Annotated in this window: 18 protein-coding genes; 5 read left to right on the forward strand and 13 right to left on the reverse strand. The window is 73.2% G+C overall.

What is annotated here, in order from left to right; all coding sequences use genetic code 11:
• Positions 1-16: 16 nt before the first annotated feature.
• On the forward strand, positions 17-3,076 hold the full coding sequence (locus CP968_RS02445; RefSeq protein WP_229885810.1) for a class I adenylate-forming enzyme family protein: 3,060 nt from the start codon (positions 17-19) through the stop codon (positions 3,074-3,076).
• Positions 3,077-3,092: 16 nt separating this feature from the next.
• Here the strand turns inward: CP968_RS02445 and CP968_RS02450 are convergent, their stop codons facing one another.
• Positions 3,093-3,755, reverse strand: coding sequence for an SDR family oxidoreductase (locus CP968_RS02450; protein WP_150516405.1), 663 nt, complete (start codon positions 3,753-3,755; stop codon positions 3,093-3,095).
• Positions 3,756-3,873: 118 nt separating this feature from the next.
• A complete protein-coding gene (locus CP968_RS02455; protein ID WP_150516406.1) occupies positions 3,874-4,464 on the reverse strand; it encodes a TetR/AcrR family transcriptional regulator in 591 nt (196 codons plus the stop codon).
• A gap of 112 nt (positions 4,465-4,576) precedes the next feature.
• On the opposite strand from CP968_RS02455, the gene CP968_RS02460 reads away from it, so the two are divergent.
• Positions 4,577-5,590, forward strand: coding sequence for an NADP-dependent oxidoreductase (locus tag CP968_RS02460; protein ID WP_189828800.1), 1,014 nt, complete (start codon positions 4,577-4,579; stop codon positions 5,588-5,590).
• 298 nt (positions 5,591-5,888) lie between these two features.
• Here CP968_RS02460 and CP968_RS02470 read toward each other — a convergent pair whose 3' ends face one another.
• From CP968_RS02470 to CP968_RS02495, 6 genes are all read right to left on the reverse strand, one after another.
• Entirely contained in the window at positions 5,889-6,266 is a 378-nt protein-coding gene (locus tag CP968_RS02470; RefSeq protein WP_150516407.1) for a nuclear transport factor 2 family protein, read from the reverse strand.
• Between the two features lie 128 nt (positions 6,267-6,394).
• Positions 6,395-6,820, reverse strand: a complete 426-nt coding sequence (locus CP968_RS02475; RefSeq protein ID WP_150516408.1) for a secondary thiamine-phosphate synthase enzyme YjbQ — start codon at positions 6,818-6,820, stop codon at positions 6,395-6,397.
• A 177-nt stretch (positions 6,821-6,997) separates the two neighbouring features.
• Positions 6,998-7,393 (reverse strand): universal stress protein, encoded by a 396-nt coding sequence (locus tag CP968_RS02480; protein WP_150516409.1) that lies wholly within the window; start codon positions 7,391-7,393, stop codon positions 6,998-7,000.
• Complete coding sequence (locus tag CP968_RS02485) at positions 7,390-8,904, reverse strand: tripartite tricarboxylate transporter permease (RefSeq protein WP_150516410.1); 1,515 nt, start codon at positions 8,902-8,904, stop codon at positions 7,390-7,392. The genes CP968_RS02480 and CP968_RS02485 overlap by 4 nt, the downstream gene beginning before the upstream one ends.
• Positions 8,904-9,437, reverse strand: coding sequence for a tripartite tricarboxylate transporter TctB family protein (locus CP968_RS02490; protein WP_150516411.1), 534 nt, complete (start codon positions 9,435-9,437; stop codon positions 8,904-8,906). Before CP968_RS02490 ends, CP968_RS02485 begins: the two co-directional genes overlap by 1 nt.
• Positions 9,434-10,435, reverse strand: a complete 1,002-nt coding sequence (locus tag CP968_RS02495) for a Bug family tripartite tricarboxylate transporter substrate binding protein (protein WP_150516412.1) — start codon at positions 10,433-10,435, stop codon at positions 9,434-9,436. The genes CP968_RS02490 and CP968_RS02495 overlap by 4 nt, the downstream gene beginning before the upstream one ends.
• Before the next feature lie 97 nt (positions 10,436-10,532).
• On the opposite strand from CP968_RS02495, the gene CP968_RS02500 reads away from it, so the two are divergent.
• Complete coding sequence (locus CP968_RS02500) at positions 10,533-12,179, forward strand: sensor histidine kinase (RefSeq protein WP_150516413.1); 1,647 nt, start codon at positions 10,533-10,535, stop codon at positions 12,177-12,179.
• On the forward strand, positions 12,176-12,850 hold the full coding sequence (locus CP968_RS02505; RefSeq protein ID WP_150516414.1) for a response regulator: 675 nt from the start codon (positions 12,176-12,178) through the stop codon (positions 12,848-12,850). The genes CP968_RS02500 and CP968_RS02505 overlap by 4 nt, the downstream gene beginning before the upstream one ends.
• A gap of 79 nt (positions 12,851-12,929) precedes the next feature.
• Here CP968_RS02505 and CP968_RS02510 read toward each other — a convergent pair whose 3' ends face one another.
• Positions 12,930-13,169, reverse strand: coding sequence for a hypothetical protein (locus CP968_RS02510; RefSeq protein ID WP_150516415.1), 240 nt, complete (start codon positions 13,167-13,169; stop codon positions 12,930-12,932).
• Between the two features lie 201 nt (positions 13,170-13,370).
• On the opposite strand from CP968_RS02510, the gene CP968_RS02515 reads away from it, so the two are divergent.
• Entirely contained in the window at positions 13,371-13,709 is a 339-nt protein-coding gene (locus CP968_RS02515; protein WP_150516416.1) for a YciI family protein, read from the forward strand.
• 168 nt (positions 13,710-13,877) lie between these two features.
• On the opposite strand, the gene CP968_RS02520 is transcribed toward CP968_RS02515, so the two are convergent.
• The 4 genes from CP968_RS02520 to CP968_RS02535 form a co-directional block, all read right to left on the reverse strand.
• Entirely contained in the window at positions 13,878-14,669 is a 792-nt protein-coding gene (locus CP968_RS02520; protein WP_150516417.1) for a class I SAM-dependent methyltransferase, read from the reverse strand.
• 254 nt (positions 14,670-14,923) lie between these two features.
• Complete coding sequence (locus CP968_RS34360) at positions 14,924-15,730, reverse strand: hypothetical protein (protein ID WP_150516418.1); 807 nt, start codon at positions 15,728-15,730, stop codon at positions 14,924-14,926.
• A 69-nt stretch (positions 15,731-15,799) separates the two neighbouring features.
• Positions 15,800-16,342 carry a TerD family protein gene (locus CP968_RS02530; RefSeq protein ID WP_150516419.1) on the reverse strand — a complete coding sequence of 181 codons (543 nt, stop codon included), beginning with the start codon at positions 16,340-16,342 and terminating at the stop codon, positions 15,800-15,802.
• 27 nt (positions 16,343-16,369) lie between these two features.
• Positions 16,370-17,038, reverse strand: a complete 669-nt coding sequence (locus tag CP968_RS02535; protein ID WP_373303983.1) for a hypothetical protein — start codon at positions 17,036-17,038, stop codon at positions 16,370-16,372.
• Positions 17,039-17,167 lie beyond the last annotated feature (129 nt).

Here is a 17,167-nt window from a genome sequence, read left to right on the forward strand (position 1 = left end):
CGCCATCGCCACCACCGTGCCGCCCACCGCGACGACCGTCCCTGAACTCCTCGACGCGCGGGCCGCCGAACACCCGGACCACATGGCCCTCCAGGTCGTCGGCGGCGGTGAACTCAGCTACCGGCGTTGGCGCGAGGAGGCGCTGCGCGCCGCCGTCGGGCTGGCCGCCGCCGGGGTCGGACCGGGCGACCGGGTGGTGCTGCGGTTCTCCAACGCGCGCTGGGAGCGGTACGCCGTCGGCTTCCTCGCCGTCCAGTACGCGGGCGGGGTGCCCGTACCGGTCCGCGAGGACCTGTCCGAGGCCGATGCCGCCGCCCTGGCCGCACTGGCCGAGGCCCGCACGGTCCTGTCGGAGGGCGACCTGCCCAGCGTCCCGGGACGGGTGGAGCTGCACCTGGACGCCCTGCTGGCGGCGCACCCCGCGCCGCCGGCCGGGCCGCCGCACCGGGTCGGCCCGGCCGACCCGGCCCAGGTGATCGGCACCTCCGGCACCACCGGCGCGCCCAAGGGCGTGCTCGCCGCGCACGGCAACCTGACCGCCGGTCTGGCCGCCCACCCCCGCCGGCGCGCCTACGCGCACTCCCGGTACGCCCTGCACGCCTTCCCGATCGGCACCAACGCGGGCCAGGTGATGCTGCTGGGCGCCCTGACCGCCGCGCCCACCACGCTCAGCCTGCCGCGCTTCGACGCGGACCGGTTCGGCCTCGCGGTCCAGGAGTACGGGATCGGCACCGCCTTCCTGGTGCCCTCGATGGCGATCGAACTGGTCAACGCGGGCACCGCCGGACGGTACGACCTGAGCAGTCTGCGCCTGGTCAACTCCTCCGCCGCCGCACTGCCCGTGCCGGTGGCGGCCGCGCTGGCCGCGGCGCTGCCCGGCGTGACGCTCGTCAACACCTACACCTCCGCCGAGGCCTCGCCCGCGCAGGTGTCCACCGTGGTCGACCCCCGCCGCCCCGGCTCGCTGGGCCGCCCGGCCGACCCCGGTGACGTGCGGATCCTCGACGCGGAGGGGCTGCCGCTGCCCGCCGGGCAGGTCGGCGAGGTCTGGCTGCGCCAGCCCGGACCTTCCCGCGGCTACCTGGGGGCCGCCGGGCCGGGCGCGCGGGTGTTCCGGGACGGCTGGGTGCGGATGGGAGACGTCGGACGGCTCGACCCCGACGGCTACCTGTACCTGGTCGACCGGGAGAGCGACGTCATCAAGAGCGGTGCGCTGAAGGTCTCCACGCTGCGCATCGAGGAGGTGCTGCACGAGCACCCGGCGGTCGCCGACGCCGCCGCGCTCGGCCTGCCGCATCCGGTGATGGGCGCCGTCCCGGTGGCGGTCGTGGTGGCCGGTCCCGGCGGTCTGGACCTGGACGAGCTCCGGCTGTTCCTGAGCGCCCGGTTGAGCCGGCCCGAACTGCCGGTCCGGATCCTGCTCGCCGGTGACCTGCCCCGCAACCCGAGCGGCAAGGTGGTCAAGCACCGGCTGCGCCCGCTGTTCGACGCGCCCGCGGAGTCCACCGGCCCCGCGGTCGCACCGGCCACCCCGACGGAGCTGCGTCTGGCCGGACTCTGGCGGCGCCTGCTCGGCCGACCGGTCACCGACGTGGCCGCCGAGTTCTTCGCGCTGGGCGGCGACTCGTTCCGGGCCGTCCAGCTCGCCAGCGCCATCAGCGGCGAGTTCGGCGTCCGGGCGGGCACCGCCATGGTCTTCGAACGCCCCTCGCTGCGGTCCCAGGCGGCCTGGGTGAACCACCCCGACCGGCAGCTGGGCGCCGCTCACGGAGCGACGGCCGGGACCGGGACGGTGACGCCCTACCTCGCCGCGCTCCGTGCGCAGCCGCACGCCGTGGCCCTCACCTCGCAGCAGGAGAACTTCTTCCGCTGGATGTCCGAGGCCCCCGGGCGGGACGCCGGTGCGGTGACGGCGCTGTTCCGGGTGGCCGACCGGCTGGAACCGGAGACCCTGGGCCGGGCCCTCACCGAGGTGGTCCGGCGCCATCCGGCGCTGCGGACCCGGTTCGAGGCGGTGGGCGACGGCGTCGTACGGGCGGTGCTGGACGAGGAGCCCCGGGTGCGGATCACGCTGACCCGGGCCCCGGGGGCCACGGACGCGGAGGTGGACGCCCTGCTGCTGGCCGAGCGCGACCGCCTCACCGACCTGGCCCGTGACCCGATGGCCCGCCTCCTGGTGGTCAGCCGGTCGGAGACCGACCACGTGGTCCTGGTCGCGACGCACCACATGGTCTCCGACGGCTGGTCGGTCGGCGTGCTGCTGGCCGACCTCGGGGTGTTCTACTCCGCGCTGCGGCGCGGCCGCTCCGCCCCGCCGGCCCGCTCGGGCCCGGGCTACCGGGAGCTGGTGGACTGGGCGAACGCGCACTGGCCGGCCTCCCGGGCCCACTTCGCGGCCGCGCTGGCCGGGGCTCCGGAGGCCGTCGAGCAGTTCGCCGGCCGCCGCGCGGTGGACGAAGTGCTCACCACGGCGCACGAGTTCGAGGTGTCGGCGGCGCTGGCCGAAGCCCTGCGGGCCCGGGCAGCCGAGCTGGGCGCCACGCCCTTCCTGGCCGTCACCGCGGCCTGGACCGGACTGCTGGCGGGTCGCAGCGGCCGTCCCGACCTGGTGGTGATGACCCCGGTGCCCGGCAGGCCGCGCCCGGACGCCGAGCGGACGGTGGGCTGCTTCGTCCAGTCGGTGCTGCTGCGGGTGGACGCGAGCGGGGGCCCCGGCTTCGCCGAGCTCGTGGACCGGCTGCGCACGGTCTACAGCGAGGCGCTGGACCACCAGCTCTACCCGTTCGCCGAGTTCAGTCCGTCCGTACCGTTCGCGGCCTGGCTCCGCTACGAGGCCTGGGCAGCGCCCGCGCAACTGCCCGGCCTGAGCTGCGAGCCCTGGGAGCTGCCGCGCGGGAGCACCGTGCCCTGGCCGCTGCCGGGCGGGGACCGGAGCGTCCCCGAGCTGACCGTGGTCGAACAGCCGGACGGCGGCCTGCGGTGCTGGCTGCAGTACAACGCACTGGCCTTCGACCTCCCCGTGATCACCGAACTGGCCGGGGAGTTCACCGCCGCCCTGACCGCCGCCTGCGGTTGACCCGGCGCCGGCGGCCTCAGCCGGCGCCGGGCGCGAGGGCGTCCACCGCGGAGGCCAACGGCACCGTTCCGCCGATCAGTTCGAGGACCAGCCCCGCGGTCGCCGGGGTGTCGATCAGCCGGACCAAGGCGGCCGCCACGTCGTCGCGCGGTACCGGGCCGCGGCCGGTGACCGGCCCGAGGCTCACCCGGCCGCTTCCCGGCTCGTCGGTGAGGGCGCCGGGCCGCAGGATCGTCCAGTCGAGCCCGGACCGGAAGCGGAGGTCGTCGTCGGCCGCGCCCTTCGCGCGCAGGTACGCGTCGAAGACCTCGTCGCCCGGGTGTTCCGCGTCCGCCCCCATCGCCGAGACGGCGAGGTAGCGGCGCACCCCGGCGCGTTCGGCCGCGTTCGCGAAGAGCACGGCCGCGCCGCGGTCCACCGCGTCCTTGCGCGCGTGGCCGCTCCCGGGGCCGGCGCCGGCCGCGAAGACCACCGCGTCGGCGCCCCTCAGTACGGCGGCGACGGATCGGACCGGCGCCGATTCCAGGTCCAGCACGACCGGCTCGGCGCCGGCGGCCCGCAGATCGTCCGCCTGTTCCTCCGTGCGGATGATGCCCACCGCCCGGTCCCCGCGCGCCGCGAGGAGCCGCTCCAGCCTCAGGGCGATCCGTCCGTGTCCACCTGCGATGACAATGCGCATGGGAGTGACGGTACTGCGCCGCGCGGCCTTTCCCCGCATTCCCCGGCCCTCGGCGGACCGCAGGCCGCGGGGCCGGTGCGGGGGAGGCCGCGGGCGGAGTCCGTACCGCCCCGCCCGCTCAGCGCCGCCGCTCGGGACGTTCCGCTTCGGCGGGGCGGCTCCCCGGGCGGGTCAGGATCGCGCTCGCGACGACGTCGAAGAGGTGGTCGGCGCGTGGCGCCAGCGAGGATTGGTCGCCGAGCCACGCGAGCATCGCCACCAGCGCGAACACGTCGGCGCCGTCGATGTCGCCCCGTGCCGCGCCCGCGGCCTGGGCGCGGGTGAGCAGTCGCGCACCGGCTGCGCGGAGCGTGACGCACGAGGCGTGCAGGGCGGATTCGGTGTCCTCGATGGCGGCGGCCATGAGCACGGTCACGCCCCGGTACTCGGTCGTCCACGCGACGCAGGCGCGGACCCAGGACACGAGGGCGTCCTCGTGCGAACCCGATGCCTCCAGCTCGCGCGCCAGCGCCGTCAGTTCGTCGAAGCTCGTGCGGAGCAGGGCTTCGAGCAGCGCCTCGCGGGTCGGGAAGTGCCGCAGCAGCGTCGCGAGCCCGACGTCCGCCCTGCGCGCGATGTCGCGCAGGGACACGTCGACGCCCTGTTCGCCGATGGCGGCGCCCGCCACCGCGAGCAGGTGGTCGCGGTTCTTCCTCGCGTCGGCCCGCATCTGTGCCCCTTGACTATCCGGATCAGTGGTCCATATATTCGGATCAGCGATCCGCTTCCATTAACTGGACCACTGATCCGATTCTATCCCGCAGCGCGGCCAGGAGATGACGATGCCGACACACACGATGAGGGCGGTCCGGCTCCACGAGCACGGCGGCCCCGAAGTCCTGCGCTACGACGCCGAGGTGCCGATCCCCGAGCCGGGGCCGGGCGAGGTGCTCGTTCGCGTGCACGCGGTCGGGGTCAATCCGCCGGACTGGTACCTGCGCGGCGGACTGACCACGATGCCCGGTGAGACGGAACCGACGGTCAGCCTGCCGGTGGTCCCCGGGACGGACGTGTCGGGCGTCGTCGCGTCCGCGGCCGCGGACGTGGACGGCCTCGCCGTGGGGGACGAGGTCTTCGGCCTCCTGCGCTTTCCCGGCTTCCGCGGCAGCGCGTACGCCGAGTACGTGGCCGCGCCCGCGTCGGACCTCGCCCGCAAGCCGGCCGGCATCGACCACGTGCACGCCGCCGGGGCGCCCATGGCCGGGCTCACCGCGTGGCAGTTCCTGATCGAGGTGGGACACGACCACCCGTCCCCCTTCCAGAGCACGGTGCACCGCCCGACGGTGCTCGACGCCGGCACGACCGTCCTCGTCAACGGCGCCGCGGGCGGAGTGGGGCACTTCGCCGTGCAGTTGGCGAAGTGGCGGGGCGCCCGTGTCGTCGCGGTGGCCTCGGGCGCGCACGAGGCGTTCCTGACCGAACTGGGCGCCGACCGGTTCATCGACTACACGAAGAGCCGACCCGAGGAACGCGTACACGACATCGACCTCGTCCTCGACACGGTCGGCGGCCCCGGCAGCAGGCGGTTCCTGCGCACGCTCAAGCGCGGCGGCGCCCAGTTCCCCGTGTTCCCCGGAGACTTCGACGCGGAGGAGCTCGCGAAGCTGGAGGTCACGGTCTCCAGCACCCAGGTCCGCTCGAACGGTGCCCAACTCGCCGTACTGGGGCGCCTCCTCGACGCGGGAACGGTGCGCGTCGCGATCGACGACGCCTTCCCCCTCGCCGACGCCCGGGCCGCCCACGAACGCGCCGCCCGCGGGCACCTCCGGGGCAAGATCGTGCTGACGGTCGTCTAGTGCTGTGACCGCACAGGTTCGCCGGGTTGGTCGTCGTGGCGGTTGGATGTGCGGTGACGTCCGATCCGACCGCTGGCGGCGCGGTGGCCGAGCCTGTCCGTGTGCGCGGACCGACCGACCAGGAGGGGCGGCGGTTGCAGCAGATCGTGCGCCGGGGCAGCACCGACGCGGTGCGCCATCGGTTCGCTCGTGGCCAAGCGCGGACGACCGAAGCGTCGTGAAGACGATCTCGATCGGGCAGACCCGGAGCCCCGAACGGGGCCGGTTCAGGAGAAGGACGGCGCCAGAGGAGAACGACTCAGGAGGCGGACGGCCCGATCTCCCCCGCGAAGACGACGACCTGGTCGATGAGGCTCCGCCGCAGATGGACGACGTCCGTTCCCGCCAGGCGGGGGCCTCCATCCGGCGTCGTGAAGACCCACTGGTACCGGGCCCACTCGTCCGGCATGTCCACCGCCGAACAGCGCACCATCGTGCCGGTTCCCGCGGGGTGGCGCCGGATGTCCAGTACGAACCGCTCGACCGCCTCGATCCCCTCGCTGCGGCCCAACGGTCCCCAGAAGACCACGTCCGAGGTGAGGGCCTGGGAGAGCAGCGCAGTCACATGGCTGTCGTCCGAGGCGTTGAACGCGGAGATGAACGTGTCGATCGCGGATCGCGCGGTCTCTTCCTGCATGCACCAGTAATACCACTCGCCTCGCGGACCGCGCTCGTCCCGTGAGCCGTCTCCCGACCACGATGAACCCGCCCGGTCACGGGGCTGGGGACGAGCCGCTTCGCCCGCGCCCGGTGCGGGACCGGTTCTCAGCACCCCAGGAAGGTCAGCCGCACCTGGCGGTCGGGGTTGTCCCGGTTGGTGTCCACCAGGGTGACGGACTGCCAGGTGCCCAGTTGGAGGGCGCCGTCGATCACCGGCAGGGTCGCGTGGGGCGGGACGATCGCCGGCAGGACGTGGTCCCGGCCGTGCCCGGGTGAGCCGTGCCTGTGCTGCCAGCGGCCGTCGGCCGGCAGGAGGGACCGCAGGGCTTCCAGGAGGTCCTCGTCGCTGCCCGCACCCGTCTCGATGACGGCGAGCCCTGCGGTCGCATGGGGGGTGAACACGTTGAGGAGCCCGCTCCGCCCCCGGGCCACCTCATGGAGGAAGGCCCCGCAGACCTCGGTCAGGTCCAGGACGGCCTCCCTGTTCCCGGTGGTCACGTCGACGGTCCGTGAAACGAAAGTGTCGGTCATGACACCATCCTCGCGGCACGGGGCCCGAACGGCGCGCACCTGCTCGCCGACCGGGCCGCCGTGCCCGACGACGCCCTCACCGGCGGCGACGGGCGGCAGTCCGCCCTCCGAAGCGCGTCGCGGCCCGGTCGCCGGGGCGCCCGGACGGGTCCGGTGCGCGGGCGCCCCGCGCCTCGTTCAGGAGTCGGCCTTCACCGTGAGGACCGGACACGGCGCGTCCAGCAGGATCCGCAGGGCCGCGGAGCCCAGGAGGAGCTTGCCCACCGTGCTGCGGTGCCTGAGGCCGATCACCACGAGGGACACCCCGGCCGACGCCGCCAGCTCGACGATCTCCTCGGCCGCGTCGCCCCCGCCGACCACCTGGCGGATGTCGAAGCCGATGCCCAGCTCCGTCAGGTCGCGTCGGACGAGGTCCAGGTCCGTGCGTTCCGCGAAACCCCGGTCGACGTAGGCGTCGCCCCGCGAGGTGTTCACCACCAGCAGCGTCTCGCCCCGGGTGCGGGCCTCGTGGACCCCCGCCCGCAGGGCCGCCTCCCCTTCCGGCGAGGGGACGTATCCCACCAGTACGGTCATGACCGCTCCTTTCCGGCCCGCCGGTCGGCGAGGGGCCGTGCGACGTACCGGCGGGCCAGCGGCCAGGCCAGGACGAGCACGATCACGGTGTAGATCACGTAGGACACCGGCCCGCCCAGCAGACCGGACAGCTCGCCGCCGGACAGCTGGAGCGAGCGCCGGCCCTGGAGTTCCGCCCGGGGTCCGAGGATGACGCCGACGATCAGCGGCAGCACCGGCAGGCCGAACCTGCGCATGCCGAAGCCGATCAGCCCCACGGTCAGGAGCAGGAAGAGGTCCAGGGGCTGGGCGTTGACCGCGTAGGCGCCCATCGACGCGAAGAACACGATCCCCGCGTACAGGTAGGGGCGGGGTATGCGCAGCAGCCTGGCCCAGGCGGGTGCGAGCGGCAGGTTGAGCAGGAGCAGCAGCAGGTTGCCGATGAACAGGCTGGCGATCAGCGCCCAGACCAGCTCCGACTCGCGCTCGAAGAGCAGCGGGCCGGGCTGGATGCCGTGCGACTGGAACGCCGCGAGCATCACCGCGGCGGTCGCGTTCGTCGGCAGGCCGATGGCGAGCATCGGCACGAGGGTGCCCGCCGCGGACGCGTTGTTCGCCGCCTCGGGACCGGCGACCCCCTCGATCGCACCCTTGCCGAACTGCTCGGGGTGCTTGCTCAGCTTCTTCTCGACGGCGTACGACAGGAACGTCGGGATCTCCGCGCCGCCGGCCGGCATGGCCCCGAAGGGGAAGCCGAAGGCGGTGCCGCGCAGCCACGGTTTCCAGGACCTCTTCCAGTCCTCGCGCCCCATCCACGGCACGCCGACCGGGATCACCCCCGCGGGTTTGCGCCGCAGGTGCGCCGCCACCCAGAGGGCCTCGCCGACGGCGAAGATGCCCACGGCGACGACGACCACGTCGATGCCGTCGGCGAGCTGCGGGACGCCGAAGGTGAGCCGCTGCTGCCCGGAGACCGCGTCGATGCCGACCAGGCCGATCACCAGGCCGACGAGCAGCGAGGCGAACCCGCGGATGCGCGAGGAGCCGAGGACGGCGGTGACCGCGACGAAGGACAGCAGCATGATCGCGAAGTAGTCGGGTGCGCCGAGGCCGACCGCGAAGTCCACCACGAGCGGGGCGACGAAGACCAGCAGCAGGGTGCCGATCGTGCCGGCGACGAAGGATCCGATCGCCGCGGTGGCGAGGGCCTGCGCCGCCCGGCCGGCCTTGGCCATCTTGTTGCCCTCGATGGCCGTGACGACGGACGACGACTCGCCGGGCGTGTTCAGCAGGATCGAGGTGGTCGAGCCGCCGTACATGCCGCCGTAGAAGATGCCGGCGAACATGATGAACGCCTGGACCGGCTCCATCCCGTAGGTGACCGGCAGCAGCAGGGCCACGGTCATGGCCGGGCCGATGCCGGGCAGCACCCCGACCGCCGTGCCGATCGTGACGCCGATCAGCGCGAGCAGCAGGTTCATCGGGGTGACGACCTGCGCGAACCCTTCGAGCAGGTGGTTCAGGTTGTCCATTACAGGATTCCTCGCAGCACGCCGGCCGGGAGACTGACGCCGAGCCCGATCGCGAAGGCGTAGAAGGTGGCCAGGGACAGCGCCACCGCGATCACCAGGTTGCGCAGGTAGTGCCGGTTGCCCAGGGCGAAGGCGGTCCCCCAGAACAGGAGGGTGCCGCTGATCACCCAGCCGAGGGGCTCGATCAGTACCGCGTTCACGACGAACGCCCCGGTCAGCAGGAGCACCGTGCGCCAGTCGACCGGGCTCGTCGGATCGACGTCCTCGCCGGCCTCGGGTTCGGCGCGGCCGCCCCGCGCGACGTCGACGGTGTACGCCAGGGCGATCACGAGGAGCAGTGCGCCGAGGAGCACCGGTACCGTGCGCGGCCCGATCGGGTCGGCGCTGCTCGTGGAGTGCGCGATCCCCGCCGCGTCGACGATCACCAGCCCGCCCACCAGGGCGAGGAAGGCGCACACTCCGTACTGGCCCCGGTCCCCGCCGGTGTGTCGGCGGGGGGCCGGGTCGGTGTGCTCGGTGACGTCCAGGCTCATGCCAGGCCGAGCTCTGTGAGGATGTCGGCGACGGCCTTGTCCTGCGCCGTCAGATAGGCGGCGAACTCGTCGCCCGTCATGAACGCGTCGGTCCAGCCGTGCTTGGCCAGTTCGCCCTGCCACTCCTTGGACCGGTGCATGGCGGTGAGCGAGTCGGTCCAGACCTTCTTGTCGGCGTCGCCGATGCCGGGCGGGGCGACGACTCCGCGCCAGTTGGTGAAGACCAGGTCGATGCCCGAGGCCTTCAGCGTCGGGACGTCCTTGAGGGCGTCGATCGGCTTCTCGCTGGTCACCGCGAGCACCCTCACCTGGCCCGCCTGGATCTGGTCGAGGAACTCGCCGAAGCCGCTGGCACCGAAGGCGATCTTGTTACCGAGGATCGCCGGGAGCAGCTCGCCGCCGCCGTCGTACCCGATGTAGTTGACCTTCTTCGGGTCGATTCCGACGGCCTTGGCGAGCTGCGTCGGCAGCAGGTGGTCGGGGCCGCCGAGCGATGAGCCGCCCCCGACGGCGACCGCCTTGGGGTCCGCCTTCCAGGCGGTGACGAGGTCGCCGATCGTCTTGTACGGGGAGTCCTTGGGCACGACGATCGCGCCCGCCTCTTCCATCAGCTTGGCGATCGGGGTGGTCTGGGAGAGCGTCGCCTTCGACTTCGAGGCGTAGGAGGCACCGACGACTCCCAGCCCCATCTGCATGGCGAGCTTGCCGTTGCCCTTTTCGTTCACGGTGCGCTGGAGGCCGACGGTTCCGCCGGCGCCCGGGAGGTTGAACACCTGGATACCGGAGGCGATCTTGGTGTCCTCCATCACCTTGGCCACCGTCCGCGCCGTGGTGTCGTACCCGCCGCCCGGGGTGTTGGGGACCATGATCCGCAGGCCGGTCACGGGCTCGTCCGCCTTGCCCGTTCCCTGCTTCTCGGCGGTGGCGCCGCAGGCACCCGCGGCGAGTATGGACAGGGCTGCCAGGGCGCTGACGGCAGCAGTTCTTCGGGTTCTCATGGTTTGTCCCTATCGCTTCCGGGTGTCGGACGCCATGATTGTGCGACCCCGCAGCCACCACGTCTGTGTTGTGTCAGAACTGAAGATTGAGTTCATTGTGGTCGTAACTTTTCGCCGCCATACCCTCGCGGGCGAGCTGTTGGTGCTCCAGCTCGCCATCGTCGTGGTGGTGCTGCTGGCGGTCGCCGGCGTCTCGCTGGCCCAGTCGGAAGCGACCTTCAACCGGGTCGAAGGACACCGGGTCACCGCGCTGGCCGAGCAGTTGGCCGGCATGCCCCTGGTGTCCAGCCAGCTCGTCCGGCCGGCGCCCGGCGAGACGCTCGCCCCGCTCGTCCAGACCACGCTGACCCAGTCGGGCGTCACCTCCGTGACGGTCGCCGACAGCACCGGCAGGATCGTCAGCTCCACGAACCCATCGGTGATCGGTACGCGGCTGCAGCTCGGCCCCGGCGTGGCGCAGGCCCGCGGCTGGTCGGGCGAGCTGGTGCTGGACGGCGTCCCGGAGCTGGTGGCCCAGGTGCCGGTGCTGGGGAGCGGTCAACCCGTTCTCGGCCGGCATCTGGGCACCGTGATGATCGGTGAGGCCTCCCCGACGGTGTGGCAGCGGCTGAACGGCGCCTCGTCGTACCTGCTGGCCTACCTCGGCATCGCGAGCGGGCTCGGCCTGACCGGATCGTGGCTGCTGGCCCGGCGCACCAAGCGCCAGACCCTCGGTCTGGAACCGCGCGAGATCGCCGGGCTCGCCGAGCACCGCGAGGCCATGCTGTACGGGATCGCGGAAGGCGTGGTGGCCCTCGATCCGCAGCTGCGGCTCACCCTGGTCAACGAGGTCGGCCGGCGGCTGCTCGATCTGCCCGAGCACTGTGTGGGGCGGAGCCTGGCCGAGCTCCGGATCGAGGGCCGCCTGCACGACGTCCTCGCCGGATCCCCCGGCGACACGGCCGAGCGGCGCGACGAGGTCGTCATACGCCGCAACCGGGTGCTCGTGATGAACCGGATGACCGTCACCAAGGACGGCCGCCGGCTCGGGTCGGTCACCACCCTGCGGGACCGTACTGAGCTCGCGCAGCTGGAGCGCGAGATCGGGTCCTTCCGCAGCTCCGCCGAACTGCTGCGCGCGCAGGCCCACGAGTTCGCCAACCAGCTGCACACGATCTCCGGACTGATCCAGATCGGCAGGCACGACGAGGTCGTCCGGTACGTCCGCGCCCTGAGCCGACACCGCCAGTCCCTGGACACGACCCTGGCCACACGGGTCCGCGACCTGGCAGTCGGCGCCCTGCTGATGGCGAAGTCCTCGCTCGCGGCCGAACGGAAGGTCGTCCTGCGCGTCTCGGAGCACACGGCCCTCGACCGGCTGGCACCGGAGGACTCGGTGGACGTGGCGACCGTGCTGGGAAACCTCGTCGACAACGCCGTCGACGCCGCGGCGGCGGGCGACGACGGCCGCGACGCGTGGGTGGAGGTGGAACTGCGGCAGGACGCGTCCAGCGTGGAGATCGTCGTGCGCGACTCGGGCCCCGGCGTGGCACCCGAACTCGCCCAGGAGGTCTTCTCGCACGGCTTCACCACGAAGGCCGCCCAGCAGGGCGAGCGCGGCATCGGCCTGGCGCTCACCCGGCTCGTCTGCGAGCGCCGGGGCGGCGAGGTCGCGGTGGCCAACACGCCCGACGGTGCCATGTTCACCGCGAGGATGTCCGTCGGCAGCACGGCCGGCACGGTGGCGGAAGGGGCCTCCCGATGATCGACGTACTGGTCGTCGACGACGACTTCATGGTGGCGAGCGTCCACCGGGCCTTCGTCGACCGCGTGGCGCCCTTCCGGGTCGTCGGCACCGCGAGCAGCGGCGAGCAGGCGATCGCGGCCGTCGGCGAGCTGCGCCCCGACCTGGTCCTGCTCGATCTCTACCTGCCGGACATGTTCGGCCTGGACGTCATCCCGCGTCTGCGGGCCGCCGGGCACGACTGCGACATCATGGTGATCAGCGCCTCGCGCGAGGCCGACGCCGTACGACGCTCCGTCCGCCAGGGCGTGGTCAACTACCTGCTGAAGCCCTTCGACTTCGACGACCTGCGCCCCCGCCTCGAACGGTACGCCGCCCAGCGCACCAGCCTGCTCACCACGGTCGTCAGGGGCCAGGCCGACGTGGACCGGGTGCTGACCGGGGCCGGCCTGCCGACGTCGAGCACGGCGCTGCCGAAGGGGATGAGCGTGGAGACGGCGGGGCTGATCGAGCGCACCCTGCGCGGTACCGACGGAACGCTGTCGGCAGCCGAGTGCGCGGCCCGCACCGGCATCTCCCGCGTCAGCGCCCGCCGTTACCTGGAGCACTTCCACGACACGGGCCGCGCCGAGGTGTCCCTGCGGTACGGAGCGGCCGGCAGGCCCGAGCGGCGCTACGGCTGGCGCGTCTGAGCCGGAGGCGGCGTCGGGGCGGAAGGGGTCGTACTGATCGGCCGCACCGGCGGAGGGACCCGCGGAGGGTCACTCCCGCTCAGCGGACGAACGCGGTCCGCAGGGGGATCTCGCTGCGCTGCAGGCGGCCGGCGTGATGGGCTCGGCGGCGTGCGACGTGGACGCTGCGCCGGGCGAGGCAGAGCTCGCCCGCCGGTACGTGACAGGTAGGGCAGTCCTCCGCGAACGCACCGTGCCGGAACCGGCGGTGCGTCTCGTACGCGGCGTCCAGGGCGGCATCGAAGACGGAGCCCGGCATCGGCGCTGCGGCGGTCGTCATGGAGGGCTTCTCCTCGCATAGGGGGCGCGGCGGCCTCAGCCCTCACACTCCACGGGTCCTACAAGTAGTCGACCTTCGGATTCCCCGTTTTGCGCGGTTCAACAGGCCGAAGTGAAATCCGACCGGCGGACCGGTGCCGGGGAGGCCTGCGGCGTAGGCTGGGAAGACGGCCGTGGAGGCCGACGACCACGGGAGCCATGGATGACGCGGTACCTCATCTCGTTCGACGACGGCACGATGATCATTCCCGAGGAGGAGCTGCCCGAGGTCACCGAGGACTCGCTCCGGGTGGTGCGCGAGGCTCGGGACGCCGGTGTGTGGGTCTTCGGGGGTGGACTGCACACGCAGCGGGCGAGCGTGGTGTCCACCGACGGGACCGTCGCCGATGGCCCGTACCCCGAGACCAAGGCGGTGCCCGGCGGGTTCTCGATCATCGACGTGCCCACGCGTGAGGAGGCGCTGGAGTGGGCCGCCAAGATCGCCGCCGCGTGCCGCTGCGCGCAGGAGGTGCGGGAGTTCATGTCCGACCCGACCGACTGAGCGCGGCGGACTTCGACGTCGCGGCCCGGATGAGCCTCCCCGGGAGGGGTCGGCCGGCACGGCGCTGCACCGGGCCGGCCGAGGACGCGGCGTACCGCGCGGACCGGTGGCCGATCCCGCACTGGCCGCCGGGTGGTTCGCGGCCGTCTCGGGCGGCGCCGCGCCGGGTCAGCCCGGCTTGACCGCCAGCGTCGCGAAATAGTTCGACATGTGTGCGCCGGATGCGCTGGAGCGGTCCGGTGCCTCCGCGAAGCCGGTGAGGACGAACCCCGCGGCGAGTTGCCCGCCGATCTGGTCGGTGAGGGTGTGGCTGTACTCCAGGGCGGCGTCAGCGCCGAACTTCGTGGCGCGTTCCTCGGCGGAGTACTGCGTGACATCGCTGTAGGGCAGCTTGTGCACGACGATCAGCTCGCCGCGCCCGTCGAGGGCCTCGTGGTCGAACAGGTACACATCGGGGTTGAGGAAGCCCGAGAGCAGGGTTCCGCCCGGTCGCAGGACGCGGAAGCACTCGCGCCACACCGGTGCCAGGTCGGGTGCGAAGAGGTTGGAGACCGGATGGAACACGACGTCGAACGTTGCGTCGTCGAAGGCACCGAGGTCGCGCATGTCACCCAGGACGGTGCGCAGTCCGAGCCCGTCGCGCGCCGCCACCATGCGGTCCTGGCCGAGCTGGCGGGGCGAGTTGTCGAACACGGTGACCCGCGCTCCCGCGGCGGCGAGGATCGGACCCTGCTGGCCGCCGCCGGACGCCAGGCACAACACGTCCTTGCCGGTCAGGTCGGCCGGCAGCCAGGAGCGGTCGACCGGCTCACGGCCGATGAGAACGGTCGACCAGTCGCCCCTGCGGGCGCGCTCGACGTCCTCGGCACTCACCGGCCTCGTCCACTCGTCGCCGTCCTGGACGTACTTGTCCCAGGCTGCCCGATTGTGGGCAACGGGATCGACCTCGATGTCCTGCACGTTCGACTCCCTGCTACGGCCCGGCGGACACCGGTGGTGCCGACGGTTCGGCGCCGCCAGCCAACACGATCGCAGCTGCGGGCTCAAGGAAATATGCGGACGCCGAGGTGTCGCGGGCTCGCCGGGGTGCGGGGGCATGCCGGAGTCCACGCGGTCCAGGAGGACCCGGAGGCCGCAGTGCGGATCGGCTGGCCGGCTGCGTGGAGCGGGACCCGGACGCCGACGTGGCGGCCCGGACCCGACAGGGGCCCGGCTCAGCGGCCGAAGGTGTCGATCCCCTCCACCAGCCAGCGTCCGTCCTGCTCCACGAGGTCGAGGGCGAACATCGCACCCGCGTAGACGCCCTGGTCCTTGGGGTCCTGCTTCTCGGCACCCGCCGTGCCGACGCTGCTCTGGTCGGCGAAGATCAGGACGCGCGCCCGGTCGCCGTCGATCCGCTCGACCGCGCTGTCCGTGACCGTGGTGGTGATCACCGTCCTCTGCTTCTGGGCCTGGGCGAGGACGTCCTTGAAGAGCGTCCCGTGCTGGGTGACGGCCTTGCCCGTCAGCAGGGTCTTCGACGCGCTGTCGAAGGCGGCGGGCTGCGCGTGGTCGTAGGAGAAGAGGGCGGCGACGGCCTTGGCGGCCTGGCCCTTGATCTCGCTGGTGCGGGCGAGGTCGGTGAGTGCGGTGTTGGCGCGCACGGGGTCGTCCCGCAGTGCCCCGGCCCGGCTCGCGGCGAATCCGGCGAAGGCGCCGAGCAGGAGGGTGAGGACGCAGAGGACCAGGAGGGGGGCGAGGTGCCCGCGTGCGTTGCCGTCCGTGCCCGCCGTTGCGGGCGCTGCGCCCCGCTCCGGCGGCTCCTGCCGCTTCGCGCCGGCGGTCCGCCGCGTGCCCGCCGCCTTCCCGGTCGGTGTCCGGGCCGGCTCGGGGGCGGGCAGCAGGCCCACGGGGGCACCGGACGCGGTGGCGGGGGCCCGCTGCGGGCCGGAGTCGTCGGCCGCGGGCGCTGCGGGGACCGTCTGGTTGCCCACGGCCTGACGGCGGCGCTGGCGGTTGATGAGGTGGCGGGTCGTCGACATCGTGCCTGTCCTTCTCGGGTACGTGCGGCTCTCGGGTGCGGGCGGCTCGCGCGGTACGGCGCGGGCCGGTCAGCCGGACGCCGTGCCTCCCACCGGGGCCTGGCCCAGCGCGCTGAGCTTCCACTGGCCGCCGGAGCGGGTCAGTTCACCGAGCATGCGGCTGTCCTTGTCGCTGCTCTTGTCGTCGGCCGCCTTCACCGTGATCCGCAGGGCGACCAGTACCCTGGCCCGCCCCGCGCGGTCGTCCAGCTCGGTGACGGCGCCGGACAGCACCCGGGCCGTCGTCACGGTCTTCGCCGTCTTGACCTGCTTGGCGAACTCCGTTCTTCCCTGCACGAGTTGGTCGTGCAGATCGCCGGTCGTGGACGACTCCCAGAGGTCGAGGCCCTGGTCCACCTTCGCGTGGTCGAGGGTGTTGAGGTTCTGCACGGCCTGCTCCGCCGCTGCGAGGGCCCGGTCGCGCTGGACGGCGTACGCGGCGGACTCGTCGTGGCTCGCCCCGTACCAGTCCTGGGCCGCCCAGGCGGCGAAGCCGCCCGCGACCAGGGTGAGCGCGAGGGCGGCGGCCAGGACCGGCCGGGTGCCCCTGAGGGCGCGGACCGCGCGTGTCATGGAGTGCTCTTCTCTCCCGCTCATCTCTCAGCGGGCCTTGATGTCGACGATCTGCCACCGGTTGTCGTGGAAGCGTGCGGTGACGGTCAGTTGGGCCGAGGCCGAGGTGGTGGAGCCCTCGTCCCGCCGCGAGGTCTGGTCGAGGAGCACCAGCAGCCGTGCGGTGTCCCCGTCCAGTTCGATCACCCCGGTGCGGACGGCCTGCGTGTTCAGGGTGATCTTCTGTTTCTCCAGGTTCGCGCGGAGCTGGGCGAACAGGTCGGCGTACTGCCGGGCGGCCCGGCCCCCGAGCACCGTCCGGGCCGACCGCTCGGTGGCGTCGGCGCCGGTCGGGGTGTACGAGAAGATCCTGGCCAGGCCGTCGCCGACCTCGCCGCTCACCCGGTCGGTGGCCGCGGTGTCGGTGAGGGCGCGGTTCTGGGCGGACGGGGTGGAGCGCAGCTGGTGCGCACCGAAGAAGAGCGCGCTCCCGGCCAGGAGCAGCACGGCGACGGCCGCCGCGAAGGCCGCCGTGCGCCACCGGCCGCCGGAGCGGGGACCGGAGCCGGAGGCCCGGACGTCCGGGTCGGCCCGCTCGTCTCCGTCACCCCCGTCCTCGCCGTCGGCGCCGTCGGCGTCCGCCGCCCGCGCGGTGACGGAGGCCGCGTCGGGGGACGCGTCGGGGGCCGCGGCCGCTCCGGCCCCGGTGTCGGGCACCCCCGAGGTGCCGGGGTCGGTCGTGTCCCTACCGACGGGGCCCTCCGCCGTGTCCGGCGCGAGCGCCTCCTGCGCCGGCTCCGGCGCACCGGCCCGCGTCCGTCCGTCCGTCGTCTTCCGCAGCAGCCC

Origin of the sequence: Streptomyces subrutilus (assembly GCF_008704535.1) — a bacterium.
Classification (GTDB): Bacteria; Actinomycetota; Actinomycetes; order Streptomycetales; family Streptomycetaceae; genus Streptomyces; species Streptomyces subrutilus.